The following is a 26,570-nucleotide window of genomic DNA, read 5'->3' as shown; positions in this document are numbered from 1 at the left end:
TTAAGCAAAACGTTATTTTATCGGAATATCCCGCACCTGAACGGCGCGGGCGTTGACCTTGCTCAATTGCAACTTCTCAATTACCAATTATTTGCGGCTGAGTTGTTACTGAATCAAGGTGCTGTCGAATGCATTTGACAGCTGGTGCCCCAGTGTGTGGCCGCTCAAAAATGCATCTTCAACACGCGCACCATTGAGCCAGTCGCCGCAAGCGCCGAGCATGTGCTCTTCGCTGAAATGGCATGGCATGCCCACGGGGTTGCTGGGCAAGGAGTACAGCCAGCGATGTGCGGAAATTGTCAAAGGTTCTTCAATCAGCTGGCCAGTCACGTTGCAAAACACATCAAGCAACATTTTGCCCACTTCATCTGCAGCGTAGTCCTGATGAAGTCGGGACCAATCTGCTGTGGCCTGCAAAATCCAGCGGTCGCCCACCGCCCTGCCCGGTTTGGAGGAATCGCGACAAATCCAGCCCAAGGGGCTGTCCACGACGAAGGCCCCATCGAAATCAACTTTGACTGCCTCGCGGGGAGTCAGCATGACCGACCAGGTTACATTCGACTGAACACTGGAAGCCAGACTCGCCAAAGGCTGATCGATTTCCTCAAACAAGGGAACAACCTGCTCGGCAGGCACTGCACTTACTACTGCATCAAAACCGGATTCAACCCGCACCGTGCCATCTGCAAGATGAATGGTCAGTTGATAAGCGCCTTCAATTCGGGCCATCCCGGCGACTCGGCATTGCAAGCGCACATCCAGCCCATGCGCCATAAAGCGCGCCAGGCTGGCCATGCCAGGCGTACCGACCCAGCGTGTGGTGGTGCTGTGGTGAGGTGAAGAAAAACCATAGCCCAAATTGACAACTTTGCCGTCCCAAGGGGCTACTGCACCCGCTTTTTGAGCCTTATCGATCAATTGAACAAAAGCGGGAGCCGAGGCCTGAAAATATTGGGTTCCGTGATCAAAGCCCAAAGGGGGATCGATGTCGCGATTCAGCCAACGCGTGGGCATGCGCCCACCCGGACCACGACTTTTCTCGAACAAAGTAACCTCGTGGCCCTGCTGAACCAATTCCTGTGCGCATGCCAAGCCCGACATGCCTGCACCGATAATCGCAACTCTTTTCTTCAATTTGATACCACCTGTACTGCTTCGGTTTCAACTCAATTGCTGCTTTCTTCCATTGGCCAATCGCGAATATAGCCTTTCAACATCTTGTTCTCAAAACCCTGCTCTTCGAGCACCGCCTTGGCCACATCGTGGAACGAAATAACACCGCACAAGGTATTCCCATCCATGACCGGCAAATAACGTTGGTGGTTCTCAAGCATCAATTTGCGAAGACTGTCCACTTCCATATCCAAGGTAGCCACCGTAGGCTCGGTGTTCATCACCTCACGAACCACGATCTCCGCCACTGGCGGCGTGGGGCCGGTGCGGTGCTCTTTTTGCCGTTTGGCCAGCACGCGAATAACCTCGCGGAAGGTCACGATGCCGGCCAGCGCCCCTTTGTCCATCACAACCAGTGAACCCACATCATGATCAGCCATGGTAACCACGCAGTCTGACAAATGAGTTTCTGGAGTAACGGTAAAAAGCGTGTTGCCCTTCACACGCAGGACTTCTTTAACTTGCATCGTAAACCTCCTAAAATATTCTTATGGTCGTTTTATTCATCCTACCCGAAATGACGCAGCTTTCAAGTCCAAATTTCTGGGCAGACACAGGCCTGATGCGGCAAGGGATGTAAACTACAACGATTAAAAATAAACAAATGGAGACATGGGCATGCCAAAAACCGGAAACAGATTTCAGACTTTTGCTGATTTTTACCCTTTTTACCTGGCTGAACACAACAACCTGACTTGCCGCCGACTGCATTTTGTGGGCTCAACGCTGGCACTGGTGTGTTTGTTCAAGCTGATCACCACAGGCCAGCCCATGTGGCTGCTGTATGGTTTGCTGACAGGGTACGCATTTGCATGGGTTGGACACTTTTTCTTCGAGAAAAACCGCCCCGCCACATTCAAGTACCCGCTTTACAGCTTCATGGGTGACTGGGTGATGTACAAAGACATCCTGACCCGCAAAATTCCGTTCTAATTTTCGCGTTAATCTTTCTTGTCAAACGGGTTGACGTTGCTTCGGAACTCAACCCGAAGTGGCGTTCCGTCCAGTTTGAAACGCTCGCGAATGCGGGTTTCGAGATAGCGCTTGTAGTTGTCCGGAATGGCGTCCAAAGCGGTGCCGTGAACAATCACAATGGGCGGATTCTGCCCGCCCTGGTGGGCATAACGCAATTTGGGCCGGAAAATGCCCTTGCGAGGGGGTTGCTGGTGCTCAACACACTCCTGGATCAGGCGTGTCAGCTTGGGTGTCGACAACTTGGCGAAAGCCGCAGCGTGCGCCTCGTCCACAGACTTCATCATGGCAGCGATACCGAAGGGCTTGGTCGCAGACACATAGTGAAATTTTGCATAATTGAGGAAAGTCAGCTTGCGACCCACCTCAACCTTGATGCGGTCTTTCCGATAGTCGTCCAGACTGTCCCATTTGTTCACGGCCAGAACCAAAGAACGCCCTGCCTCCACGATAAAACCTGCAATGGAGGCATCTTGATCAGAAATGTCCTGCTGGGCGTCCAGCATCAAAATCACCACATTGGCGTCTTCAATGGCCTGCAGGGTTTTGATCACTGAAAACTTTTCTACCGACTCAAATACTTTGCCGCGTTTGCGCAAACCAGCCGTATCAATCAAGGTATAAGGCTTGTCGTTGCGTTCGAAATCGATGTAGATGCTGTCACGGGTGGTGCCCGGCATGTCAAAGGCGATCACGCGCTCTTCGCCCAACAAGGTATTGATCATGGTGGACTTGCCCACATTCGGACGACCGGCAATGGCCACCTTGATGCGCCTTCCGCCCTCTTCATCCTCGGGCAATACCGGCAGCTTTTCACAAGCCATGTCCATCAACTGGCGCACACCATCACCGTGACTTGCGGAAATGGTCTCGGGCTCACCCAAACCCAATTCAAAGAAATCAGCAGCAGCCATCGAGTGCGTGTAGCCCTCGGTTTTGTTCACGACCAAAATAACGTCGCGTTTGGCCTTGCGCAACTCGGCTGCAATCACGTGGTCGTGCGGGGTTACACCCTGGCGACCATCCACCAGAAACAACACCAAATCAGACTCAACAATCGCTTGCCTGCTTTGTTTGGCCATTTCAGCGTAAATGCCGTCTTTGGCAACGGGCTCCAGCCCGCCGGTGTCCACCACCAAATATTCACGGGGTCCAATTCGGCCAACACCGTAATGGCGATCACGGGTTAAGCCTGGCTGGTTGGCCACCAGGGCGTCTCTTGTTCGGGTCAAACGATTGAACAATGTGGACTTGCCTACGTTCGGGCGCCCAACCAGGGCAATGACAGGTTTCATGTTTTACTTTACTGGACAGATATCAGGGCCACACTGCCACCACGCGATTGCACAATCAGCGCATCGGTTTCAGCAGGCACAGGCTGGCTGGCAAAAGCGGTTGAACCCACTTTCGTTCGCGCAATGGTTTTGCCGGTGTCTCGATCAATGAAATGAACATAGCCTTCGTAGTCACCCACGGCCACCGCACGACCTATCACAGTCGGTGTAGTTGGCTGGCGACTCTGGAAGTTTTCAATTTTCCAAACCTGCTTGCCGCCACTGCGTGAGAAAGCAAACAAATCGCCCAATTCATTGGGGGCAATCATGTAACGGTCATCGACAGAAGCGCCACTGGGTGCGGAAAAATCGGTGGTCCAAATGGGACGAGCGCTGACTGAATCCAGACAACCCACCTTGCCTTGAAACGCGGCGGCGCACACTTCACGGAAGTTATAAATCGGAGTACCGGTTACATCGGTGATGCGTTCGATTTCAGTGGTTCCAGTGGGTGTAGCCAAGGTGCCTTCCCACACCACAGTGCCTGCGCTCAGGTCGAGTGCAACCAAACGGCCACCCGGGAAACCCGCATACACGCGTGCATTGTTCACATCCACAGGGGTGTTGACTCGCAATGTCAGCGGGGGCAATTGGCGCGTGTACTTCCAGCGTTGTGCGCCATTTGAAGCGGAATAAGCAATCACTGAAAAATCGATGCCGCGAACCAGAATGGTGCCCGCTGCACCCACGGGCACACTGCTTACATCAGCGCCCACACCGACTTGCCATTTTTGTTTGCCATTGGCATCAAACGCAACCAGATTGTTGTTCACATCGATCACGGCGATGGTGTCAAGCGTGGCAGCCACACCCGCTTTCAGCTCGGCTCCCACTTTCACTTTCCATTTTGTTTTGCCCGTGGCTTTGTCGATTGCCACCAACTGGCCTTCTTCCGACGCTGCGTAAACAGTGGACTCAAGCAACACTGGCGTAAAACTGCCCTGCTCGGAGTCACCTACATCCACAGACCAGGCATTGGCAATTTTCAGTTGCGGCGTAAAAGACTGCAACTCCGCAGGCTTCACAGCACTGCTGCCAAAGGGGTTCAAGCTGCTCATGGTTGAACTGATGGCAGCACAGCCACCCAGCAAGGCCAGAACGGCGACAAGAGAGGAAACTTTAATGACTTGCTTCATGGGTGCACTCATTGTTTGGCCTCCAGTTTGGGCAAGGCGCTGATTTTGCGCTCAATGACCTGCTTCCAGGGGCTGTCGGTTTGAATGGTGCTTAACGCCAGTTCATATTCTTTGCGAGCGGTCGCCACGTCTTTTTGGGCCAGGGCCAAATCACCAAGGCGGTCGTGGAACAAGCCTTCGAATCCGGGATAGTTTTCGCTCAAAGCGGCTTTGGCGGCATCGAACTCGGATTGCTCAATCAATATGCCAGCCAGCATCAAACGGGCTGTTGCTGCATATTCATCCAGTTTGGCTTCGTCAGAGGCCCACTTCAGTGATGCCTTTGCCTCATCGAGCTTGCCTTCATCAAAAAAGGCTTTGGCCGCAAGAAGAGCACCACGCTGTGCGTAGGGTGAACCTGCATGTTCTTCAAACAGGGTTTTCTGGATTTCTCCCACCAGTTCGATATCGCCCTCGCGAGTTGCAGCTTCCAGACGTTCGTACACCACAACCGACTCAGTGGACTGGCGCGCCTGCCACCATTTCCAGCCGTTGTTCAAGGCAAAGGCACCGAACACAAGAATCAACACGGTCAGAATGAAACTGCCGTATTTGGACCAGAATGCCTTCAAACTGGCCAGTTGTTCTTGTTCTTCAAGGCTGTATCGACTCAAGACTCCTCTCCTTCTCCGTAAAGCAGACCGAAAATGGCTTCGGCCAATCCCTCTTGTTTGAATTCTTCCTGTTTGCTCTCGCCACGCAGCAATTTCACTGCTGCAGTGCCTGCATGCAATTCGTTCTCGCCCAGAATGACTGCCACCGCAGCACCACTGACATCGGCGCGTTTCATCTGGCTTTTAAACCCGCCACCACCCGCATGCAGCACCACTGCAAAGCCGGCATCGCGAAGTTCTTCGGCCAGGGTAAACGCACGGCGAGCCGTGCCCTCACCTTGATGCACAACATACACATCCAGGTCGGCCGTGTCATCGGGCTGATTGACTTCGAGGTATAACTCGAGCAAACGTTCCAGGCCAATCGCAAATCCTATGGCAGGCGTGGGCTTGCCACCCAGAATTTCGATCAAGCCATCGTACCTGCCGCCGCCACAAATAGTACCCTGAGTTCCCAAGGCGTCGGTAATCCACTCGAACACAGTGAGGTTGTAGTAATCCAGACCACGGACCAGGCGCGGGTTTTCAATATACTGCACACCGGCATCATCGAGCAGGCGTTTTACACCCTGGTAATGCGCCAGGGAATCTGAGCCTAAAAACTCCGACAAACGGGGTGCACCATTCACCATGTCTTGCATGGTGGGGTTTTTCGTATCCAGAATACGCAAGGGGTTGCTGTGCAAACGGCGTTTGGCGTCTTCATCAAGCAAGTCGGCATGCGCCTCAAAATAGGTGATCAATGCTTGCCGGTGGGCCAGCCGCTCTGGCGCTTCACCCAGGCAGTTGATTTCAAGCCGCACATCGTCAAGGCCCATTTCACGCCACAGGCGTGAAAGCATCACGATCAGTTCCGCATCAATGTCAGGCCCGGCGAAACCCAGTGCCTCCACGTCCAATTGATGAAACTGCCTGTAACGCCCGCGCTGCGGCCGTTCATGGCGAAACACCGGCCCCATGGAGTACACGCGCTGAGGTGCTGCATAGGTCAAGTTGTGCTGAATTGTGGCGCGTGCAATGCCTGCAGTAAACTCCGGGCGCAAGGTGAGTTCATCGCCGTTCAAGCGATCAACGAAGCTGAACATCTCTTTCTCGACGATGTCAGTGACTTCACCGATACCACGACGAAACAGCGACGTGGGCTCGAGCACAGGGGTTTTGATCAAGCGGTAACCATAAGAGGTCAGCCACTCGCGAAGCATGACCTCAAGGTTTTCCCAATGAATGCCTTCTACAGGCAATACATCGTTCATTCCCTTGACGGATTGAAGTCGGGGTTGCTTTTTGGCTTTGGATTGTTCCGGCGACTCAGGATGACTCATTGACGCATTCAACTTAATTTCTCAACCCGGTATTGTCGCCTATTCTTGGGCTACTTGTTGCCGCCGGCGTACCTTTGCTCAACATAACGCTGCACAATCGCCTGAAATTCCTGGGCAATATTCTCGCCTTTCAAGGTTACTGTGCGCTTGCCATCCAAAAACACGGGGGCGGAAGGTGCTTCGCCAGTGCCCGGCAATGAGATGCCGATGTCGGCATGTTTGCTCTCGCCCGGCCCGTTGACCACGCAGCCCATGACAGCCACTTTCATTTCCTCAACACCGACATACTGGTTTTTCCAGATCGGCATTTGATCGCGCAGGTAGGTTTGAATTTGATCCGCCAGTTCCTGAAACACAGTGCTGGTGGTACGGCCACAGCCGGGGCAGGCAATGACCTGCGGCGTGAAAGCCCGCAAACCCAGCGACTGCAAAATTTCCTGACCAACAAGCACTTCCTTGCAACGGTCACCATTGGGCTCGGGCGTCAGCGACACCCGAATGGTGTCACCAATGCCTTCTTGCAGCAACACGGCCAAGGCGGCTGTAGAAGCCACGATGCCTTTGGTGCCCATGCCAGCCTCGGTCAAACCAAGGTGAAGGGGAAATTCGCTTCGGCCCGCCAGTTCGCGGTACACCGCGATCAGGTCTTGAACCTGGCTTACCTTGCAGGACAACACGATTTTATTGGCTGGCAAACCAAGCTCGACCGCCTTGTGCGCACTGCTGACCGCCGATTCAATCAGGGCTTGGTACATGAGTTGTTGCGCCGGCAAGGGGTCGGCTTTTTTGCCGTTTTCGTCCATCATGCGGGCCAACAGGTTTTGATCCAGGCTGCCCCAGTTCACACCAATGCGAACAGGCTTGTCATGCTCGGCGGCAATTGAAATCATGGCAGCGAAATTGTCATCACGCGACCGGGAAGACCCCACGTTGCCGGGATTGATTCGGTACTTGGACAGTGCCTTTGCGCAGTCCGGGTATTTTTGAAGCAACAAATGCCCGTTGTAATGAAAATCGCCCACCAAAGGCACCGGAATTCGCATTTTGTCCAACTGCTCGCGAATGTAAGGCACAGCCTCCGCAGACGCGTCATTGTTCACCGTGATACGAACCATCTCGCTGCCGGCAAGATACAAAGCCTTGATTTGTAAAGCCGTGTTCAGGGCATCAGCCGTGTCGGTGTTGGTCATCGACTGCACCAAAACAGGAGAACCGCCGCCGATAGACACAACATGTTCTTTCCAGCGGACATCCACTTGATGGGTTTTGTGTCGCTTCAAGGGGGTATTTGGAATCACGATGAACTTCTGGCAGATATAGACGGGTTACTAAGGAAGCGGGGGCTGTTTGGCCCCCTGCTGGTATTACTGAACGGTGATACGCGCCACTTCGCCACGAATGGATGAAGTCAAATCAACCGGTGTGCCATTGCTGGAAACACTCACCGCCTTGGCGTTACCAACAATCAGCTTAAAAGGCGCCTGGCCCTTCACTTCCAGATTACTGCCACCATCGTTGAGCTGGGAAATCAATACTTTGTCGTTCGCATCACGAACAGTAACCCAAGATTGTTCCTGGAAATTAAAGCGCAACACGCCCTCACCGCCAGCAAGCGCGGGCGCTGTTGCAGCAGGCGCGGCAGCTGGTGCAGGAGTTGCGGGGGTTGCCGCAGGCGCCAAGGCTTGGCCTTCAGGTGCAGCAGCTTGTGGCTGTTGCAAAGCCGGGAAAACAGCGGTGTCGCCAGCTGTGGCTGGTGCTCCCAGGCCCAAGGGCAGTGAACCTTCAGACTGCACCGCAGTATCAGGTGCCGGAGCGACAGCCACAGGCGCCTCGTTGGGTTCAATCACTTCAGCTTCGCCCACTGCAACGTCTTGACCAGACATGAACACCGGGATGTAAAACACAGCCATGACAACCACAGCCGCCAGCACGATACCGTAACTGAGCGACTTCTTGCCTGTTTTGCGGTCAAAGTTCAAAGTGGACAGGCGCTTGGAACTGTTGGGCATCTTTGGCTCAAGCGGCTCAGGGCGGCTGCCCTCAGGCTGGGTTGAGCGGGTGGCTTTAACCGGGGCACTGCCCTCGGAAAAACCAAAAGACATGATCACAGGTGCCGGATCCATCTTGAGGGCTTTGCAATAGCTTTTGATGAAAGCCTTGGCAAAGGTTTCAGGTGGCAGGCGCCCAACGTCGCCACTTTCGATGGCTTCAAGCTGGCGTTCATTGATTTTGGTTTGGGCGCTGATGTCGCTCAGGCTGAGCCCAGCCTTCTCGCGCGCAGCACGAAGAATTTCTCCGGGGTTTTGACCGGACTCAAGCAGAGTCAGATTAGGGTGCTTTTCGGCGACAGAGCCACTCAATTGCTCCGGTTTCACATCTTGACCTGCACTGGCATCTGACGATTCAGTATTGCTCATGGCACGATTTTCATTCATTTGGTCTTTCCAAGCGTCGGCAGGCACATACGGCCCCGATTAGTAATTGTAGTTCTTTACCGCCACCACCTTTGCAGCATAATCGAAGCAAGCTGGTAGGTTCAAGAGTTTTCTATGAAAATTCAATGTGTTGAGGAGTTTTTTGAGAAAGCGCTACAAGTTCGGCAACAAAATATGGTTTTTATAGGGGAATCAAGCAACTTTCCATGCCACAACATCAATCGTCATGACCTTATTGTATGACAAAGCCTGCAGGGTATTTCCCTAGCCCCTGCGTTTGGAGGAACCCCTCAGTTCTTCCAGCGACACAGTGCTTACCGATCTTTCCCGCACTTTCGTGCGATCTCGAACTTCACCGGCCAATTGCCCACAGGCAGCATCGATGTCATCGCCGCGAGTTTTGCGCACCGTAGTCACCACACCCGCTCCAGCCAACACTTCAACGAACGTTTTAATGGCTGGGGTGGTTGACTTCAGCAGGCCAGATTCCGGAAAGGGATTAAACGGAATCAAATTGAATTTGCAGGGTACGATTTTTGCGATCTCAAGCAATTGCTGGGCATGCTCGGGTTTGTCGTTCACACCATCGAGCATTACGTACTCAAAAGTAATGAAATCACGTGGTGCAAATTTCAGGTATCGCAAGCAGGCGTCCAGCAATTCACGCAGCGGGTACTTCTTGTTCAGCGGCACCAAGTGATCGCGAAGCGCGTCGTTGGGCGCGTGCAGAGAAACAGCCAAGGCCACGGGGCAATCTTGAGAAAGCCTGTCCATGAACGGCACCACACCTGAAGTTGACACAGTGACCCGGCGACGGGACAGCCCATAAGCCGTGTCGTCGAGCATCAGTTGCAAGGCTGGCACCAAGGCATCGTAGTTCAGCAAGGGCTCGCCCATGCCCATCATGACAACATTCGTCACTGGGCGCTCTTGGGCGTAAACCCGATCGCCCGCCTCACGCAGCAAGACATTGGCTTTCCACAATTGGGCCACAATTTCTGCGGTACTCAAATTGCGTGAAAAACCCTGCTTGCCAGTGGAACAAAAACGGCAATTGACTGCGCAACCCGCCTGCGAGCTGACGCACAGCGTGCCACGGCGCTCTTCGGGGATGAATACTGTTTCAACAGCGTCGCCGTTGCCGACGTCAAAGAGCCACTTGCGTGTACCGTCTTTGGAGACATTGTCGGAAATGATGTTGGGTGCCTTGATACAGGCACGGCTATTCAAATTCTGGCGAAATGACTTCGCGAGATCAGTCATGGACTCGAAGTTGTCCATGCCGGATTGGTGAATCCATTTGGCCAGCTGCTTGGCCCTGAATGGCTTTTCACCCAAATTGCCACACCACTGAATCAACTCGGGCACCGAGTAGTCCAGCAAATTGTCGAGTTGTTCACTCATGGTGTGTCCTTTCAAAACAAACGGGGACGCACGTGCGCCCCCGGAATTCAACGCAACCGATTCAGATTAACGTGAAAATACTTGTGACGCCGGGAAGAAATAAGCGATTTCGTTCGCAGCAGTTTCAGGCGCATCAGAGCCATGAACAGCGTTGGCATCAATGCTTTCCGCGAAGTCGGCGCGAATGGTGCCGGCAGCGGCTTCCTTGGGGTTTGTTGCGCCCATCAGTTCACGGTTCTTGGCAATGGCGTTCTCGCCTTCCAGGGCTTGAATCATCACTGGGCCGGAAATCATGAATTCAACTAGGTCGTTGAAGAAGGGGCGTGCCTTGTGTACTGCATAAAAACCTTCGGCTTCAGCGCGTGACAGGTGGGCCATGCGGGCAGCAACTACTTTCAGGCCAGCGGCTTCAAAGCGGCTGTAAATTTGACCAATTACGTTTTTTGCAACAGCATCAGGCTTGATGATGGACAGGGTGCGCTCGATTGCCATGGTGTAACCACTCCGAAAAGATTAGAAAAGCGTGAAAATTAACCCGCAATTATAGCTGGTTTATGTAAAAAACCCAATCACAGGCCTGACCCACCCCTTGAATTGAAACTTTTCGGCATTACCATTACTCTAAATTTGTAGAAAGTCGTGTTTTACAAAGGAGCGAGAACACATGTCTGATTTAAGAACAGCACAATTTGGCCGCACAGCCGGTGGTGTTTCATCCGTAGAAACCAACCGTGTTCTGCGAAACACATACTTCCTGTTGGCCCTGTCCATGGTGCCAACCGCTTTGGGCGCGTTTGCAGGCATTCAGTTCGGGTTTTTCCGTCTGTTTGCGGGCAGCCCAATCCTCTCGTTTGTAGTCATGCTGGCCGCCATGTTCGGCTTTATTTGGGGTATTCAGCGTAACCGCAACAATTCATTTGGTGTGGTGCTCATGCTGGGCTTCACCTTCTTCATGGGTCTGATGCTCTCCGGTATTTTGTCGGTGGCACTCAGCTTGTCCAACGGTGGCTCCATCATCATGATGGCCGCACTGGGTACAGCGGGTATCTTCTTCGGCCTGGCCAGTTACGCTGCCGTGACCAAGCGTGACTTCACCAACATGGGCAAAGGCCTGCTGATTGGTTTGGTCATGGTGATTGTGGCTTCCGTGGCCAACATCTTCCTGCAAATGCCGGCCTTGTCGCTGACCATTTCCACCATTTGTGTGGGTTTGTTCTCGCTGTTCATTTTGTACGACCTGCAGCGCGTAATGCGTGGTGGTGAAACCAACTACATTTCAGCCGCCCTGAGCATCTACCTGAGTTTGTACAATTTGTTCGTGAACTTGCTGCAACTGCTCATGGTGTTCGCCGGTGGCAGTCGCGAGTAAACAAGCGCAATTTGAGCAAAAGTTACTGCGAAGTAACTGATTTTCAAGCGATTTTTTGACACTTTGCAGCATCGAAAGTTGTTGCAAAGTGAATTTCAGAAGCGCAATATGAAGTTTCAGTTGGTCGGTATCTATACTGACCGCCGAGTTGGTGAGGCAAACGCACCAACGAAAACGGGGCCGCAACGGCCCCGTTTGTTATTTGTGCGGCCAACTTGTCACGAATACTCGCTGTAGGCCAATCGCTCAAACACAGCAATCGACTCCACGTGTGAAGTGTGAGGGAACATGTTCACCACCCCTGCCTTCATCAGCCTGTATGAACCCACATTGCACAACACGGCCGTGTCGCGCGCCAAAGTGCCTGGGTTACAACTGACATACACAATGCGCTTGGGCTGAAACTCTGCGCGCGCACCCACAATGGCCTTGCAAATTTCCAGGGCTCCATCGCGTGGAGGATCGACCAATACTTTGTCGTACTGCCCCCAGCTTTCCCATTCTGGTGTTTCCACTTCGAACAGGTTGCGCACATGAAATTCGGTTTTATCAGCCAGGCCATTGAACTCGGCATTCTCGCCAGCGCGGTCGACCAGGTCTTGCGAACCTTCAAAACCCTTCACATAGCTGCTTTTTGTAGCCAAAGGCAAAGAAAAATTGCCCAAGCCACAGAACAGGTCAAGCACGCGGTCCTCGGGCTTCAAGTCGAGCAATGACACCGCACGGCTGATCATGGCGTCGTTGATCATGTGGTTCACTTGCGTGAAATCAGTGGGCCTGAACCGCATGCGAATGCCAAAACTGGGAATTCTGTAAGTGAGATCGACGGGCTTGTCTGCCTCAAGGCGGTGTGCAGTGGCCGGACCACCCGGTTGCAGCCACCAGTCTATGCCCCACTCTCGGCCAAACGACCGAAGCGTGTCCAGATCGGATTCACTGAAAGGCTCAAGGTGACGCAACACCATGGCGGTTACGCCATCGCCCACAGCCAGTTCAATTTGGGGAACACGCATGAAAATGCTGAGTGTTACAAGCATATTGCCCAACGGCACAATCATGTTGGACACATGCTTGGGCAGGACGTGGCATTCCTGCATGTCAGCGACATAAGAAGAAGATTTTTCGTGAAAGCCCACAAAAAAGCGGTCTTTCTTGATCACAAAGCGAGTACTCAGACGCGCACGGTGACGGTAACCCCAGAACGAGCCATAAATGGGCGGCATCATCTGTTCAGGTTTTTGTCGGCCAATTCGCTCAAGAAGGTCTTCAAGGGCGCGGTTTTTGATGGCCACCTGGGCATTGGGCTCAATGTGCTGCATTGCACACCCACCACACACCCCGTAATGCGGGCATTTTGGGGTTGTGCGTGTGGACACGGTGTTGAGTACCTGAAGCGTTCTGCCCTTGGAATAACTGGGTTTTATTCGCGTAATTTCAGCAACAACAGTTTCACCAGTGATAGCGCCGTCGATGAAGTGCACTTTGCCATCCACATGGCCAATGCCGTTGGCATCCAGGTCGATTGACTCAATGGCAACTTGCACCTGTGGAAACACCACAGGTGTACGGTCTTTTTTCTTTTTGCGGCCCATGGCTACATTCAATAAAAATTAACGGGCCGGGAGGTAATCCATCGGGTCGACAGGCTTGCCCTGCTTGCGCACTTCAAAATGCAACTTGGGGCGATCGGAATCAGACTGCCCTGCTTCCGCAATTTTCTGGCCCTTGGTAACAGGCTCGCCTTCTTTCACCAACAAGGTTTTGTTGTGCGCATAGGCAGTCAGCAAATTGTTGTCGTGCTTCAAAATGATCAGGTTGCCGTAACCACGCAGCGCATTGCCTGAATACACCACACGCCCGGCCTGAGAGGCCACCACGGGGTCGCCCACTTTGGCTGCAAGGTCAATGCCCTTGTTCACACCGGCTTTGTAACTTTGGATAATTTCACCCGGGTGTGGCCAAATAAAGCCCAAGGTAACTGCCACCGGTGCTGGCGGTTTAATTTCAGGCGCTGGCGTGGCTTCAACTGGCTTGGCGCCGCCTGCAGGTGTAATCGGAGTTACTTCAACACCACTGTCTTCCATGGTGGATCCCGAAGCACCGCCGGCAACAGCAGCAGGCGCACCTGTCACACGCAGCTTTTGACCAATGCTCAATTTGCTGGGATCGCTCAAATTGTTGGCACGCGCCAGTTCACGCCAGTCCAGACCAAAATCAAGGGCAATGCTATACAGCGTATCGCCAGCCTTCACGGTGTAAACGCCATCAGTGGCCACTGCGGTGTCCGTAGAACGGGAGGGCAAACGGTCAACCACCGGGGCCTGATTGCCCGTTGTTGTACAGGCGGCCAGGAAGGTCAATGTTGCAAACCCGACTGCCAATGCACGTGTGTGCCCAAGAAAGCGGGTTCTGATCAATGCGCCACGTTTCATACGATACGAGTTCCTTGTAACAGGGGTACGAATTTTACCAAGTCTTTTTTCTCTCGGTGCCATTTGTCGACCGCAAGGCGATCAACAATGACCAGATTTTGCTGATTTTGATCAGCCACGGGCACAATAAGGCGCCCGCCAACTTTTAACTGCTTCAGCAGGGCTTGTGGTATTTCCAAGCCTGCAGCGGCCACAATAATGACATCAAACGGTGCTTGTGCAGGCAAACCCGCCAGCCCATCACCATGAATTACTTTGACTTTGTTGAACCCGGCGAGTTTCAAATTGCGCTGGGCCTTGTCGTACAACGCCTCAATGCGTTCTATGCTGACCACCCGCTTTGCAATATTGGCGAAAACGGCGGCCTGATAGCCACAACCGGCGCCCACTTCCAACACATTGTCGAGGTCTTTTCGACCGTCTAGCGCGTATTCAGCAAAACGGGCCACGGTGAAAGGTCGGGAAATGGTTTGTTGGTGTCCAATTGGCAAGGCTGCATCTTCATAGGCCCGCGAAGCAAATGCTTCATCCACGAACAAATGACGCGGCACAGTGCCAATTACATCCAGCACACGCTGATTCACAATACCCAAAGTTTTGAGCTTTTGAACCAAATGCCCGCGGGCACGCTCAGAGGTCAGGCTTGAACCGCCGATGCGTTCCGGAATGCGGTCCAGTTTGCGCGCAGACTGGGTGATCAGCGCAGGTGCTGGCTTGAAGCGGGGCTTTTGGTCCATTTTTTTGTTTTAAAGCCAATCGGCCAGGGTCTTCATTTGTTCGGTGTGAGTAAGGTCAGCCTTCAAGGGACTGATGGAAATTTTACCCTGCTTGACTGCATAAAAATCGGTTCCGGGTCCAGCATCTTTCGCACCACCGGGCGGGCCAATCCAGTAAACGGTTTCGTCTTTCGGATTCTGTGTGGGTATCACGGGCTCGGCGTGGTGACGCTTGCCCAAACGGGTGCATTCGTAACCTTGCATGTCATCGTAAGGAATCGGTGGAATGTTCACATTCAACAGGCAATGTTCCAGACCCAGCTTGTTGTCCAGGAAACGCTCCACGATTTCAGCAGCCACGCGGGCTGCGCTGTCCAGGTGAGCATAACCTTTGCCCGCCAGCGAAAAAGCAATTGCGGGCAAGCCACACTGAAATCCTTCCATGGCAGCGGCCACAGTGCCTGAATAAATGGTGTCGTCGCCCATGTTGGCACCATTGTTGATGCCGGAAACAACAAGGTCGGGGCGACGCGCCAGCAAACCGGTGACCGCCACATGCACGCAATCGGTGGGCGTGCCATTCACGTAACGGAATCCGTTTGCAGCGGTGCGCACGGTCAGCGGCCGGTCCAGCGTAAGCGCATTTGAAACGCCCGAGCGGTCTTGCTCGGGGGCCATCACCTCCAGGTGAACCGTGTTGCCGAATCGTTCTAGCAAGGCACCATGCAAGGCCAGAATGCCCGGTGCACTGTAGCCATCGTCGTTGCTGATCAGAATATGGGGAACAGTCAAGATCAGGCTTCCTTGCGACGAAACACCCAGGTGTTTTCAGAAGATTCCTTGGCTGCAAAGGAATAACCGGCAACCTTGAATTTTTTCAGTTGTTCAACCTCGGTAATTCGCTGGTCAACGATGTAACGGGCCATTAAGCCACGCGCCTTTTTTGCAAAGAAACTGATGATTTTGTACTGACCATTTTTATAGTCTTGAAACACAGGCTGCACCACGCGTGCATTCAAAGCCTTTGTATCAACCGATTTGAAATACTCGTCTGATGCCAGATTCACCAGCACTGGGTCTTTTTTACCCAGCTCTTTGTTCAAAGCAGGTGCCACGGTTTGCTTCCAGTAGGCGTACAAATCTTTACCAGCGGGATTGGGCAACTTGGTGCCCATTTCAAGGCGATAAGGCTGCATCAAGTCGAGTGGACGCAAAATGCCATACAAACCAGACAGAATGCGCACATGTTTTTGCGCAAAAGCCAAACCTTCCTCGTCCAGGGTTTTGGCATCAAAACCATCGTACACATCGCCATTGAATGCGAGCAACGCAGGGCGTGAATTCTTCTTGGTGAACTTGCTTGACCACTCGCTGTAACGCGTTGCGTTAAGCACCCCCAACTTGTCAGAGACTGACATGAGTTCGGAAATATCAGCCGGACTCATGGGGCGAAGAATGTTCACCAACTCAGCGGCCTGCTCAACAAACTGCGGCTGCGTACTGGTTGAAACGGACAAGGGTGTTTCGTAATCGAGCGATTTTGCGGGAGAAAGAACTACGAGCATGGACATGAATCACCTGGTTGTTACTACGGGTTTATTATCGCAGGATCTGGCAGGTGATTCAGGGACAGGGTGGTGTGAAGCCGGGAAAAAATACCCAATGCAAGGTATGCGAGAGGCTGGTTTTGTGAGGTTGGCCGCGGATGCGACTTTGTCGCTCCGCTTCTGGCCGTGTCTCCCAGACTGTCTCTCCCGAAGATGAATGTATTACCTGTCATATGCCCAAATGGATTCAGGCAAATGTGTTTGCAAGTTTTGATTTACTGTATATAATCACAGCATGTCAATTCGAGATTGCTGCCATGAAAGGTTTAACTGCTCGTCAACAAGAAATTCTTGATCTAATCCGCGACCAAATCAGCCAATTTGGCAGGCCCCCCACACGCGCTGAAATTGCACGGCAATTGGGCTTTCGATCTGCCAATGCAGCGGAAGACCACTTGCAGGCCTTGGCCAAGAAAAATGTCATCGCGCTTGATGCCAGCACATCGCGCGGCATTCGTTTGCTGGGCGAATACGCGGAAGGCCTGGAGGAAATTGCCAGCAAAGCAGCTGAACGTGCAATCGAGCAATTCATGCAACTGCCACTGATTGGCCGCGTTGCAGCTGGCAGTCCGATTCTTGCGCAAGAACACATTGAAAAACAGATTCCTGTAGACCCAGCCCTGTTTCCCGACAAACCCGACTACCTGCTAAAGGTGCGCGGCATGTCCATGAAAGACATCGGCATCATGGATGGCGATTTGCTGGCAGTGAAAAAAATCAGCACCGCACGCGCTGGCCAGGTGGTGGTTGCACGCGTGAACGATGACGTCACCGTGAAGCGTTTTTTCCAGAAAGGCCATGTGGTTGAACTACAAGCCGAAAACAGCGATTTCGCACCCATTCAAGTTGATCTGCGAACTGAAACATTCGCGATTGAAGGTTTGGCTGTTGGCTTGATTCGCCAGGGCCAATTGCACTAAAGCGCAGTAATTGCACTGAAAAGCAATGTCGGGGGGTAGTTGTGTCGTCTGATCTTGCCATTGCCAACATTCACCCTGGCGTGTGGCGGGCCCACCAGCTTGCCAGCGACACAAGCGTACGCATACCTAGCGGCTTTGCTGCCCTTGATCAGCAATTGCCGGGGGGTGGATGGCCCACCCGCAACCTGATTGAACTGCTATTAAAGCACCATGGCATCGGCGAGCTTCGCTTTTTAATGCCGGTGTTGCGCAAGCTTTCGCTGGAACAAAAAAAACTGGTGTTGATCGGTGCACCATTGCTTCCGCTCACACCTGTGTTTGAACAGTTTGGTGTGGCTTTGAATCAAGTGCATTTGATTCAAACCGACAAACCCCAAGACAGGCTTTGGGCGATAGAGCAAGTGCTGCAAAGCGATTCCTTCGGTGCGCTTTTCATGTGGTTGCCCGAAGAAAAAGCACTGTGTAACCCCACGGTGTTGCGCCGCTTGCAGTACCAGGCCACGCGGTCCCAGGGTTTAAGTTTCGTGTTTCGCCCCATTCGTGCGCAAATGCAACCGTCACCGGCCTCACTGCGTTTGTGCCTAACTGCCCAAAGCCCCAACAGCTTGCGCGTGCATTTGATTAAACGCAGGGGCCCTGTACTTGAAGAACCCGTGTTGATTGATTTGCCCAAACCGCAAGGTGCTTTACCCGACACCCCGCACTCACAGGAGCTTGTTCGTGCGTTGGATCGCTCTGAGTTACAAACAAACTTGCCAAAAGCCCAGCAAGCCACAGGAAGCCGAATCGCAATTTGATGCCAGTTCTCTGTTTGAATTGGCAGCACGCTACAGTCCAATGGTGTGCTGGCGGCAAGACCAACACCATGAATACATGGGTTGGCTGGTTGAAGTGCACAGCAGCTTCCGCTTGTTTGGTGGCGCACAAGCCTTGCTTTCACAGTTGTGGCAAAACGCAGAAGAATTTCCAGCAGAACTGCAACTGGCCAATCACCACACAGCCACTGGCGCATGGTGGCTTGGCAAATGCGCACCGGCCCGCAGTCATGATGATTTTTTGGCCATGCTGAACTTCAATGAAAACAGCTTGCTCGCATTGCCAATGTCAGTACTTGATTGCGATACAAAGCTGCAAAGCACCTGGCAACAATGCGGCTTTAATCGCCTTGGCGATTTGTGGCGCTTGCCACGAGACGGATTTTTAAGGCGCTTCGGCGCGCAGGCACTGGCTGAACTTGATTCGGGTTTTGGTGCGCAAAATAAACTGGCTCCCGCTGCAGTTGCACACAAACCCGCCAACACTTTCGAGAAAGAAAAAGAACTGCCGTTTCACAGTGACAGGCTTGACCTGATTGAGCACCATGCGCAAGCCCTGCTTGAGGCAGTGTGCAACTGGTTGAAGCAGCAAAAATGCGGCACGCGTGAATTGCACTGGGCATTCATGCACGCACACGGTGAAGAGGTTTTGCGCTTGCGCAGTGCACAGCCCACTGATTGCCTTGAAACATGGAAGCGCCTGCTGCATCACCAATTGGTACGAATGCAGTTTGATGACGACATACGCAGCCTGAAGGTGTGCTGCGCGCACAGTGAATTGCTGCCCAATGTGAACAACAGTTTTTTACCCGACCCTGCAGAAAGCACGCACAATTGGAACAGCACCTGCGATGTTCTTCGCGCACGCTTGGGTGAACAAACCGTGTTGTTTGCCGCCACAGAAAGTGATCCAAGGCCAGAATGCAGCATTGTGTTGCAGCACACACCCTTGCTTAAAAATACAAATACTGCGTTCAAAAAAGGAGAAAAAAAACACACCCCTGAATTGGATAACTCCACCCTGCCCAGCAGCGCACCAAGGCCTTTGTGGTTGTTACCGCAAGCCAAACCCTTGCAAGGCAAAGCCCCGGAATGGAAAACGGGTGGACCCTGGCAGCTACTCAGCGGCCCCGAACGTGTTGAATTCGGCTGGTGGGATTCACAGCCCTGCAAACGCGACTACTACTGCGCACGTGATAGCAATTCCAGTTTGGTGTGGCTGTACCAAGACCTGCTTGACGAGAATTCGCGCTGGTTTTTACATGGTTACTTCGCATGAACGAAACCCTGGATAAACCAATTTACTTTGCTGAAGCCTTGGCATTGAGCAACTTCAGTTTTTTGAAAAGTGCATCACACCCGGAAGAGCTGGTACAGCAGGCCAAACTGCTGGGATACCGGGCCATTGGCATTGCGGATGAATGCTCACTTGCGGGCATTGTTCGCGCACACCAGGCTGCCAAAGAGTGCGGCATTCAACTGCTGGTGGGCGCACAGTTTGTGTTTGCACACAGCAGTCCTTTTGCTGGCCAGCGAATTGCACTGATTGTAAAAAACAAAACTGGTTACACCCACTTGTGCCGGCTGATTACACAGGCCCGTGGCCGGGCAGCCAAAGGCGACTACCTGTTTACCCGCGAAGACCTTGCCGATATTCCACCAGGCTTGCACTTGTTGCTGATACCCGATGCGCGCAGCAAAGAAAACTTTCCAGCGTTGCTAAGTTGGTGCGCCAAACGCTTCACTGGCCGAATGCACCTGGTGTGCAATTTGCAGCACCGTGGTTTTGACAACGCATGGCTGCTGCATTTGCAAACCTTGGCCCACTTGCACAGCGTCGAATTAATGGCCAGCAATTTGCCTGTGATGCATTCAAGCGAACGAAAAAACCTGCACGACGTACTCACCGCGATTCGACTGAATTGCAGCCTGAACGAGGCCAAACCCTTTCTGGAAACGAATGCACAACGTTGCCTGCAACCCTTGCAGCGACTCGCCCAAACCTACCCGCACACCTTGCTTGAACAAACCACGACGCTGGCAGCGCAATGCGTGTTTTCGCTCGATGAATTGCGCTACCAGTACCCACGTGAAATCAGCCCCGAAGGCCTGGAGCCCACCCAATACTTGCGTCAACTTGTGGAAGAAGGTGCTTTGCAACGTTACAACGGTACCGTGCCTGCCAAAGTTCGAAAACAAATTGAACATGAACTGCTCCTGATTGAAGAACTGAAATTCGAGGCCTACTTTTTAACCGTTTACGACATTGTCCGCTTTGCACGGTCCTGCAATATTCTGTGCCAGGGCCGTGGCTCGGCCGCCAATTCCGTGGTGTGTTATTGCCTGCACATCACGGAAGTCAACCCCGACAAAATGGCCGTACTGTTCGAACGTTTTATTAGCCGCGAACGCAATGAACCACCCGACATCGACGTGGACTTTGAACACACACGCCGCGAAGAAGTGATTCAATACATTTACAACAAATATGGTCGTGACCGGGCTGCATTGGCTGCCAGTGTGGTGGTGTACAGGCCCCGCTCGGCATTGCGGGATGTGGGCAAAGCCGTGGGATTGGACACTGACGCAATTGAACAACTGGCCAAGTCACAAGATGGTGGTTACAGCCGCAGCATGAGTGTTGACCACATGGTGCAAGCCGGTATTGATGTACGCCAAACCGCGATTCAACATTGTGTGCATTTGGCCGATGAACTGCTTGGGTTTCCGCGACACTTGTCGCAACACACAGGCGGCTTTGTGATTGCACGTGACAGCCTGACTGAACTGGTGCCCGTTGAAAATGCATCCATGCCAGAGCGCAGCGTGATTCAGTGGGACAAAGACGACCTGGACGCCATGGGTTTGATGAAAGTGGATGTATTGGCGCTTGGCATGTTGAGCGCCATCCGCATGACACTGGACGAATTGCACAAAAAACCCGATGCCCCACGAACCCTGCAAACCATACCGTCTGAAGACAGCGTGGCTTACGACATGATGTGCAAGGCCGACACCGTGGGTGTGTTTCAAATTGAAAGCCGCGCACAAATGGGCATGCTTCCCCGCCTGAAACCCCGTGAGTACTACGACCTGGTAATTCAAGTGGCCATTGTACGGCCCGGCCCCATTCAAGGTGGCATGGTGCACCCGTTTTTAAAACGCAGGCAAGGCCTGGAAGAAGAAACCTACCCTTCTGAAGCCTTGAAAGAAGCACTGGGCCGCACCAAGGGTGTTCCTATTTTTCAGGAACAAGTGATGCAAGTGGCCATTCTGGCTGCTGGCTTTACACCAGGCGAGGCCGATGCCCTGCGCCGCGGCATGGCCGCCTGGAAGCGCAAAGGCGGCTTGCACCATTTTTATGAGCGCGTGGTAAGTGGCATGCTGGAGCGTGGTTACACCCGCGAATTTGCTGAAAGTATTTTCAGGCAAATGGAAGGGTTTGGTGAATATGGTTTTCCGGAAAGCCATGCCGCCAGTTTCGCAATGCTGGTGTATGCCTCAGCCTGGCTGAAATGCCACCACCCGGATGCATTTTTGTGTGGGCTGCTCAACGCACAACCCATGGGTTTTTATGCGCCTTCACAACTGATTCAAGATGCGCAAAGGCATGGCGTGAAAGTACTGCCAGTGGATATACAGCAAAGTGCCCTTGCAACCCGACTGGAAACCGGACCGGGCGGTAACAGCGGCGCCCTGTTGCCTGTTCGCTTGGGCTTGAACCGTGTGAATGGCCTGAAACACGATGCTGCTTTGCGTATTGTTCAAACCCGCGAACAAGGCTTGTTTGAAAGCGTGGAAGACTTGAGCAAACGTGCACAGCTTGACCGCGGCGACCTGCTTGCACTGGCCGATGCCAATGCACTGGAACAACTGGCTGGGCACCGCCACCAAGCGGTGTGGCAAACGGCTGCAACAGAAACAAAAGGCATTCGGCAGCGTGCAAGAAACATCGACTTGCTGGCCAATACACGTAGCAATGAAACACCGCTTGAATTGCCAAAAGCCAGTGAACTGGAGGACATGCTGGCCGATTACCGAGCAACGGGTGCAAGCCTTGCCCACCACCCCATTTCATTTTTACGCAAGCAACTTACACCGTACAAAATAAGGCAGGTTGAAGAATTGCGCACCTACCCCAACGGCAGACTGGCGCGGGCCTGCGGCATTGTGACGCACCGGCAACGCCCAGCCACTGCGCATGGCACCGTGTTTTTGAATCTTGAAGATGAAACAGGCAATGTCAATGTAATTGTGTGGAACAGCCTGGCCGAAGAACAACGGCAGGTGCTGCGCAATGCGCAAATTATGGGTGTCTTTGGCATTTGGCAGCGCGAAGGTGAAGTGTGTAATTTGGTGGCACGCAGGTTGGTGGACTACACCCACCTGCTTGCACAACTTCAAACGCCTTCACGCGATTTCAAATAATTACTGAAAAATTTAAATATCCACTTCCACCAAATTGCCTTTGTCTTCCAGCCAGGTGCGGCGCGCACCACTTTCCGTGCGCCCCATCAACATGTGCATCATGGCGTTGGTTTGGTCCACATCGAGGCTACCCAAAGTAACTGGCAACAAACGGCGTGTGTCCGGGTTCAAAGTGGTTTCCCAAAGTTGTTCGGCATTCATTTCACCCAAGCCCTTGAAGCGCGAAATCTTGATGTTCGCTTCCTTCACGCCTTCCTTGCCCAGTTTGTCCTGCACGGCATACAGCTCGGCTTCATCAAGACAATACAACTTGCGCGCTGGCTTTTTACCTTGCGCTGGCACATCCACACGAAACAATGGTGGGCGAGCGACGTACAAATTCTGACTGCGAATCAGTGCAGGGAAATGTTTGTAGAACAAGGTGAGCAACAGCACTTGAATGTGCGAACCGTCTACGTCCGCGTCTGAAAGAATACAAATTTTGCCGTAGCGCAAACCACTTAAATCGGGGTTGTCGTTCACACCGTGGGGGTCTACGCCGATGGCCACTGCAATGTCGTGAATTTCCTGATTGGCAAACAGGCGATCTTTGTCGGTTTCCCAAGCGTTGAGCACCTTGCCACGCAAAGGCAACACGGCCTGAAACTCTTTGTCACGGCCCATTTTGGCTGAACCACCTGCGGAATCGCCCTCAACCAGAAACACCTCATTCAAGCTGGTGTCTGTGCTTTCACAGTCGGTCAGCTTGCCTGGCAATATCGCCACAGAAGAGCTTTTTCGTTTCTCGACCTTTTGTGCAGCGCGCGAACGGGCTTGTGCCTGCTTGATGGCCAGTTCAGCAATTTTTTTGCCGTCTTCCACATGCTGGTTCAACCACAACTCAAACGCTGGCTTCACCAGTGAAGACACCAAACGCACCGCATCACGGCTGTTCAGGCGTTCCTTGATTTGCCCCTGAAACTGTGGGTCGAGCACCTTGGCCGACAACACAAAATTGGCTTTTGAAAATATGTCATCAGGCATCAATTTGATGCCTTTGGGCATCAGGGAATGCATTTCACAAAACGCCTTGATGGCCTGAAACACCGCCTCGCGAAGGCCCGATTCATGCGTACCCCCAGCCGAAGTTGGGATCAGGTTCACATAGCTTTCACGCACAGGCGCACCTTCGGCCACAAAAGCCAAGGCCCAGGCCGCACCCTCGCCTTCAGCAAAGCCCTCGTCGCGAAGTACATCAACGCTGAGGTCGCCGCTGAACATGGGTGCCACCAGCTCACGGTCCAGCAATTCCTCACGCAAAAAACCACTCAAACCATCATCAAATTTCCAACGTTTGGCTTCACCGGTTTTTTCAGACACCAACACCACTTCAACGCCCTTGAGCAGCACAGCTTTGCTGCGCAACAAGCGGTCCATTTCATGAAGGGGCAGTACCGCCGAGTCAAAATATTGGGGATCAGGCCACACGCGCACCGTGGTGCCTTTTTTTGGATCACTGTTGGTTTGCGGGCGAACTTTCAGGGGTTCGATTACATCGCCACCACTAAACACCAATGTGCCCACCTGCTTGTCGCGTACCGCACTCACCTCAAGGCGAGTCGACAAGGCATTGGTGACCGACACACCCACACCATGCAGGCCGCCTGAGAAGCGATAAGCGCCGCCATCGGCCTTGTTGAACTTGCCACCTGCATGCAAACGGGTGAACACCAGTTCAATGACTGGCACTTTTTCCTCGGGGTGAAGGCCAATCGGGATGCCCCGCCCTTCGTCCTGCACAGACACGCTGCCGTCTGTGTGAATGGTCACCGTAATTCTTGAACCAAAACCACCCAAAGCTTCATCAGCCGCGTTGTCGATGACCTCTTGAATGATGTGCAAGGGACAATCGGTGCGGGTGTACATGCCAGGGCGCTGCTTGACAGGCTCTAACCCTTTAAGGACGCGAATAGACGATTCTTGGTACTGGCTCATGACAACCTGATAGTTCAATAACCGCTTGATGATACCAACAATTTGGCGTCATTTCGGGCGGTACTGGAACCATCTGAGGCTGTGTCAGCACTCATCAGCAAGATAGGAAATTTGTGTAGCGTGGTTATCACATTTTTCAAGGCTAATAAAGAAGCACATCACCCCACCCCCTATCCCTGGTGATACCTCATTCGGACTTTTTGCGGCCTTGATACGCTGTGGCGTTATTTAAACCATTCGCCAAGGCCGACCATGATTCCACTCCCGTTTCAAGTAGAGAGGCTCGACATGAAACCGATTGCCCCCAAGTTAAAGATCACCGCAATTCAGAGGTGTTCAAGGGCTGATCTGGAAACAACGCGCTCAGAGTTTGAATTGTTGGTGGCCAAGCAGGAGAAGCGCTTACGCAACTTCATCATCAAACATTTTCGTGATGAAAACGCCGTTGAAGATGTGTTTCAGCAAACGCTGATTGAAGCTTACTGCTGCTGGGACAGCTTTCGAGGCGATGCAAAAAGGGCCACCTGGCTGTTTGGCATTGCTCTGAATATTATTCGAAACACTGCACGCCGTTCTCCACAGTACAAATTTCACTTCACATCGGATGAAGACCTTGAACTGGAACAGGCCGAGGGCTCGGACCCCATGCAGCATTGCATGAAGAACGAGTTCAGCATCAAGCTGGAATCGGCAATCGGCAACTTGCCTCCAGACCTGCGTGAAACCCTGGTTCTGGTGGTTCAGCAGGGAAATTCCTACCAGGAAGCAGCAGACATTCTGGGCATTCCGATCGGTACCGTCAGATCACGAATCTCAAGATCGCGCGCGCAACTGAAATCAATCTACGACCTTTACATGGACTGATGAACGCAAACTTGGCAATCCAATATGGCGCACTCGACAAAATTCTGGAATCGTTGGGAATGAGCCCCAACGAGACCGAGCAGTGTGCCGCAGCAGAAGGCTATCGAATTGATTTTGAAAAGAATTTCACCATTGAGTTGCAACACCTTGGCGGTGCAGATTGCAGGGTAAGTGCAAGAATTTTCAGCTTGGGAAAATCGTTGCAAGTTCAAGAAAACCAAATCAAACTGGCATTGGCCCTGTTTAGCGAACTTAAAGACGACATCCCCGCAGGTATTTCGACAGCCATTTCAAATCACGACAACTGCCTGCGTTTGTGCCTTGAAATTGTGAGTGAAAACAACGATCTCGTCACGAACCAGTTTCAAGAGTTTGTTCATGTGGCATTCGCCTACAAGCAAACCTACTTCCAGCAACAAAGCATGCACTGAATACAATTACCCCCTGCTTTGTGCGGCATTGGATCGATCAGTTAATACTGCCTGAAGCCAAACTTCGAATTTGTCCTTTGCATCAAGCAAATTGATGGCTGACATGGCCTTGGAAATGATCACCTTGGAATGCTCGAGCTCGAAAATTCCGGTTTGTTCAAGCGACTTTGCAAGCCAACGCTGTGAAAGCCAATCACGAAGGCAGTTACTCTCATAGCTGTTCAAGACAAGTATGGCTTGAAAATTTGCGGGACACAAAGAGGACTGCAAAAGCTCACAATGCCCCAGACCCTCGACAGAGGTTTCATCAACTAAAAACCAGTTTCCAGAATTGGTTTGTGTCATGGAATAAGGAAATGGCTAGACAACAACAGTGGTGTCACTGTGGATTTGTTGCGCAAGGCTTCGAGGAGCAGGAAGACCCGAGAAACGCTGCAAAGCAAGCGGCTTCAGTGGCCGCGCTTTCAAATCGTTGAGAATGGATTTAAAGGTATTACTCACGGCAGAACTAGTGCTGTCAGCAGAATTGGCAGCAAGGGCGGATACAGGTGGCCGTGAAGAGGAATTGGTGTTGATCATTTGTAA

At 52.6% G+C, this 26,570-nt stretch carries 25 protein-coding genes; 8 read left to right on the top strand and 17 right to left on the bottom strand.

The window, feature by feature from the left end; genetic code table 11:
- Positions 1-105: 105 nt before the first annotated feature.
- Together FCS97_RS11180 and FCS97_RS11175 are read right to left on the bottom strand one after the other, a co-directional pair.
- The gene (locus FCS97_RS11180) at positions 106-1,134 is read right to left on the bottom strand and encodes an NAD(P)/FAD-dependent oxidoreductase (RefSeq protein WP_138518503.1); all 1,029 of its coding nucleotides are present in this window, start codon (positions 1,132-1,134) and stop codon (positions 106-108) included.
- Positions 1,135-1,166: 32 nt separating this feature from the next.
- Positions 1,167-1,640, bottom strand: a complete 474-nt coding sequence (locus FCS97_RS11175; protein WP_138518502.1) for a CBS domain-containing protein — start codon at positions 1,638-1,640, stop codon at positions 1,167-1,169.
- Between the two features lie 145 nt (positions 1,641-1,785).
- Here FCS97_RS11175 and FCS97_RS11170 point away from each other — a divergent pair, with 145 nt between their 5' ends.
- Positions 1,786-2,106 carry an Mpo1-like protein gene (locus FCS97_RS11170; RefSeq protein WP_138518501.1) on the top strand — a complete coding sequence of 107 codons (321 nt, stop codon included), beginning with the start codon at positions 1,786-1,788 and terminating at the stop codon, positions 2,104-2,106.
- Positions 2,107-2,114: 8 nt separating this feature from the next.
- Here the strand turns inward: FCS97_RS11170 and der are convergent, their stop codons facing one another.
- From der to ndk, 8 genes are all read right to left on the bottom strand, one after another.
- Positions 2,115-3,440 carry a ribosome biogenesis GTPase Der gene (gene der, locus FCS97_RS11165; protein WP_138518500.1) on the bottom strand — a complete coding sequence of 442 codons (1,326 nt, stop codon included), beginning with the start codon at positions 3,438-3,440 and terminating at the stop codon, positions 2,115-2,117.
- Between the two features lie 8 nt (positions 3,441-3,448).
- Positions 3,449-4,615 (bottom strand): outer membrane protein assembly factor BamB, encoded by a 1,167-nt coding sequence (gene bamB / locus FCS97_RS11160; RefSeq protein ID WP_171035282.1) that lies wholly within the window; start codon positions 4,613-4,615, stop codon positions 3,449-3,451.
- An 8-nt stretch (positions 4,616-4,623) separates the two neighbouring features.
- Positions 4,624-5,268 carry a YfgM family protein gene (locus tag FCS97_RS11155; protein ID WP_171035281.1) on the bottom strand — a complete coding sequence of 215 codons (645 nt, stop codon included), beginning with the start codon at positions 5,266-5,268 and terminating at the stop codon, positions 4,624-4,626.
- Positions 5,265-6,590, bottom strand: coding sequence for a histidine--tRNA ligase (gene hisS, locus FCS97_RS11150; RefSeq protein WP_138518497.1), 1,326 nt, complete (start codon positions 6,588-6,590; stop codon positions 5,265-5,267). Before hisS ends, FCS97_RS11155 begins: the two co-directional genes overlap by 4 nt.
- Positions 6,591-6,640: 50 nt before the next feature.
- Positions 6,641-7,888 (bottom strand): flavodoxin-dependent (E)-4-hydroxy-3-methylbut-2-enyl-diphosphate synthase, encoded by a 1,248-nt coding sequence (gene ispG / locus FCS97_RS11145; RefSeq protein ID WP_138518496.1) that lies wholly within the window; start codon positions 7,886-7,888, stop codon positions 6,641-6,643.
- A 66-nt stretch (positions 7,889-7,954) separates the two neighbouring features.
- Positions 7,955-9,025: a RodZ domain-containing protein gene (locus FCS97_RS11140; protein WP_138518495.1), complete on the bottom strand. Its 1,071-nt coding sequence runs from the start codon at positions 9,023-9,025 to the stop codon at positions 7,955-7,957.
- Positions 9,026-9,289: 264 nt separating this feature from the next.
- Positions 9,290-10,429 carry a dual-specificity RNA methyltransferase RlmN gene (rlmN, locus tag FCS97_RS11130; RefSeq protein WP_138518494.1) on the bottom strand — a complete coding sequence of 380 codons (1,140 nt, stop codon included), beginning with the start codon at positions 10,427-10,429 and terminating at the stop codon, positions 9,290-9,292.
- A 66-nt stretch (positions 10,430-10,495) separates the two neighbouring features.
- The gene (gene ndk / locus FCS97_RS11125) at positions 10,496-10,921 is read right to left on the bottom strand and encodes a nucleoside-diphosphate kinase (protein ID WP_105028939.1); all 426 of its coding nucleotides are present in this window, start codon (positions 10,919-10,921) and stop codon (positions 10,496-10,498) included.
- Positions 10,922-11,093: 172 nt separating this feature from the next.
- On the opposite strand from ndk, the gene FCS97_RS11120 reads away from it, so the two are divergent.
- Positions 11,094-11,798, top strand: coding sequence for a Bax inhibitor-1/YccA family protein (locus FCS97_RS11120; protein ID WP_138518493.1), 705 nt, complete (start codon positions 11,094-11,096; stop codon positions 11,796-11,798).
- A gap of 218 nt (positions 11,799-12,016) precedes the next feature.
- Here FCS97_RS11120 and rlmD read toward each other — a convergent pair whose 3' ends face one another.
- From rlmD to yaaA, 5 genes are read right to left on the bottom strand one after another with little or no spacing between them, the layout of a single operon-like run.
- A complete protein-coding gene (rlmD, locus tag FCS97_RS11115; protein WP_138518492.1) occupies positions 12,017-13,390 on the bottom strand; it encodes a 23S rRNA (uracil(1939)-C(5))-methyltransferase RlmD in 1,374 nt (457 codons plus the stop codon).
- Positions 13,391-13,408: 18 nt separating this feature from the next.
- Entirely contained in the window at positions 13,409-14,230 is an 822-nt protein-coding gene (locus FCS97_RS11110; protein WP_138518491.1) for a peptidoglycan DD-metalloendopeptidase family protein, read from the bottom strand.
- On the bottom strand, positions 14,227-14,967 hold the full coding sequence (locus FCS97_RS11105; RefSeq protein ID WP_138518490.1) for a protein-L-isoaspartate(D-aspartate) O-methyltransferase: 741 nt from the start codon (positions 14,965-14,967) through the stop codon (positions 14,227-14,229). Before FCS97_RS11105 ends, FCS97_RS11110 begins: the two co-directional genes overlap by 4 nt.
- A gap of 9 nt (positions 14,968-14,976) precedes the next feature.
- Positions 14,977-15,738, bottom strand: a complete 762-nt coding sequence (surE, locus tag FCS97_RS11100; RefSeq protein WP_138518489.1) for a 5'/3'-nucleotidase SurE — start codon at positions 15,736-15,738, stop codon at positions 14,977-14,979.
- Positions 15,739-15,740: 2 nt separating this feature from the next.
- Complete coding sequence (yaaA, locus tag FCS97_RS11095; protein WP_138518620.1) at positions 15,741-16,511, bottom strand: peroxide stress protein YaaA; 771 nt, start codon at positions 16,509-16,511, stop codon at positions 15,741-15,743.
- A 299-nt stretch (positions 16,512-16,810) separates the two neighbouring features.
- On the opposite strand from yaaA, the gene lexA reads away from it, so the two are divergent.
- The 4 genes from lexA to FCS97_RS11075 are packed head-to-tail and all read left to right on the top strand — an operon-like array spanning position 16,811 to position 22,716.
- Entirely contained in the window at positions 16,811-17,473 is a 663-nt protein-coding gene (lexA, locus tag FCS97_RS11090) for a transcriptional repressor LexA (protein ID WP_138518488.1), read from the top strand.
- Between the two features lie 41 nt (positions 17,474-17,514).
- The gene (gene imuA, locus FCS97_RS11085) at positions 17,515-18,270 is read left to right on the top strand and encodes a translesion DNA synthesis-associated protein ImuA (RefSeq protein WP_171035280.1); all 756 of its coding nucleotides are present in this window, start codon (positions 17,515-17,517) and stop codon (positions 18,268-18,270) included.
- Complete coding sequence (locus FCS97_RS11080; protein WP_138518486.1) at positions 18,194-19,567, top strand: DNA polymerase Y subunit UmuC family protein; 1,374 nt, start codon at positions 18,194-18,196, stop codon at positions 19,565-19,567. The genes imuA and FCS97_RS11080 overlap by 77 nt, the downstream gene beginning before the upstream one ends.
- Complete coding sequence (locus FCS97_RS11075; protein ID WP_138518485.1) at positions 19,564-22,716, top strand: error-prone DNA polymerase; 3,153 nt, start codon at positions 19,564-19,566, stop codon at positions 22,714-22,716. Before FCS97_RS11080 ends, FCS97_RS11075 begins: the two co-directional genes overlap by 4 nt.
- Before the next feature lie 12 nt (positions 22,717-22,728).
- Here the strand turns inward: FCS97_RS11075 and FCS97_RS11070 are convergent, their stop codons facing one another.
- Positions 22,729-24,690, bottom strand: a complete 1,962-nt coding sequence (locus tag FCS97_RS11070; RefSeq protein WP_138518484.1) for a DNA topoisomerase IV subunit B — start codon at positions 24,688-24,690, stop codon at positions 22,729-22,731.
- 288 nt (positions 24,691-24,978) lie between these two features.
- On the opposite strand from FCS97_RS11070, the gene FCS97_RS11065 reads away from it, so the two are divergent.
- Together FCS97_RS11065 and FCS97_RS11060 are read left to right on the top strand one after the other, a co-directional pair.
- Positions 24,979-25,554 carry an RNA polymerase sigma factor gene (locus FCS97_RS11065; RefSeq protein WP_171035279.1) on the top strand — a complete coding sequence of 192 codons (576 nt, stop codon included), beginning with the start codon at positions 24,979-24,981 and terminating at the stop codon, positions 25,552-25,554.
- Complete coding sequence (locus tag FCS97_RS11060) at positions 25,554-25,985, top strand: hypothetical protein (protein ID WP_138518482.1); 432 nt, start codon at positions 25,554-25,556, stop codon at positions 25,983-25,985. The genes FCS97_RS11065 and FCS97_RS11060 overlap by 1 nt, the downstream gene beginning before the upstream one ends.
- Positions 25,986-26,345: 360 nt before the next feature.
- Here the strand turns inward: FCS97_RS11060 and FCS97_RS11055 are convergent, their stop codons facing one another.
- Positions 26,346-26,564, bottom strand: a complete 219-nt coding sequence (locus tag FCS97_RS11055) for a hypothetical protein (protein ID WP_138518481.1) — start codon at positions 26,562-26,564, stop codon at positions 26,346-26,348.
- Positions 26,565-26,570: the final 6 nt, after the last annotated feature.

The organism is Limnobacter alexandrii (assembly GCF_005871185.1).
Taxonomy (GTDB): Bacteria; Pseudomonadota; Gammaproteobacteria; order Burkholderiales; family Burkholderiaceae_B; genus Limnobacter; species Limnobacter alexandrii.
Note: the sequence above shows the minus strand (reverse complement) of the source record. Positions and strands in the feature narration are given on the sequence as shown.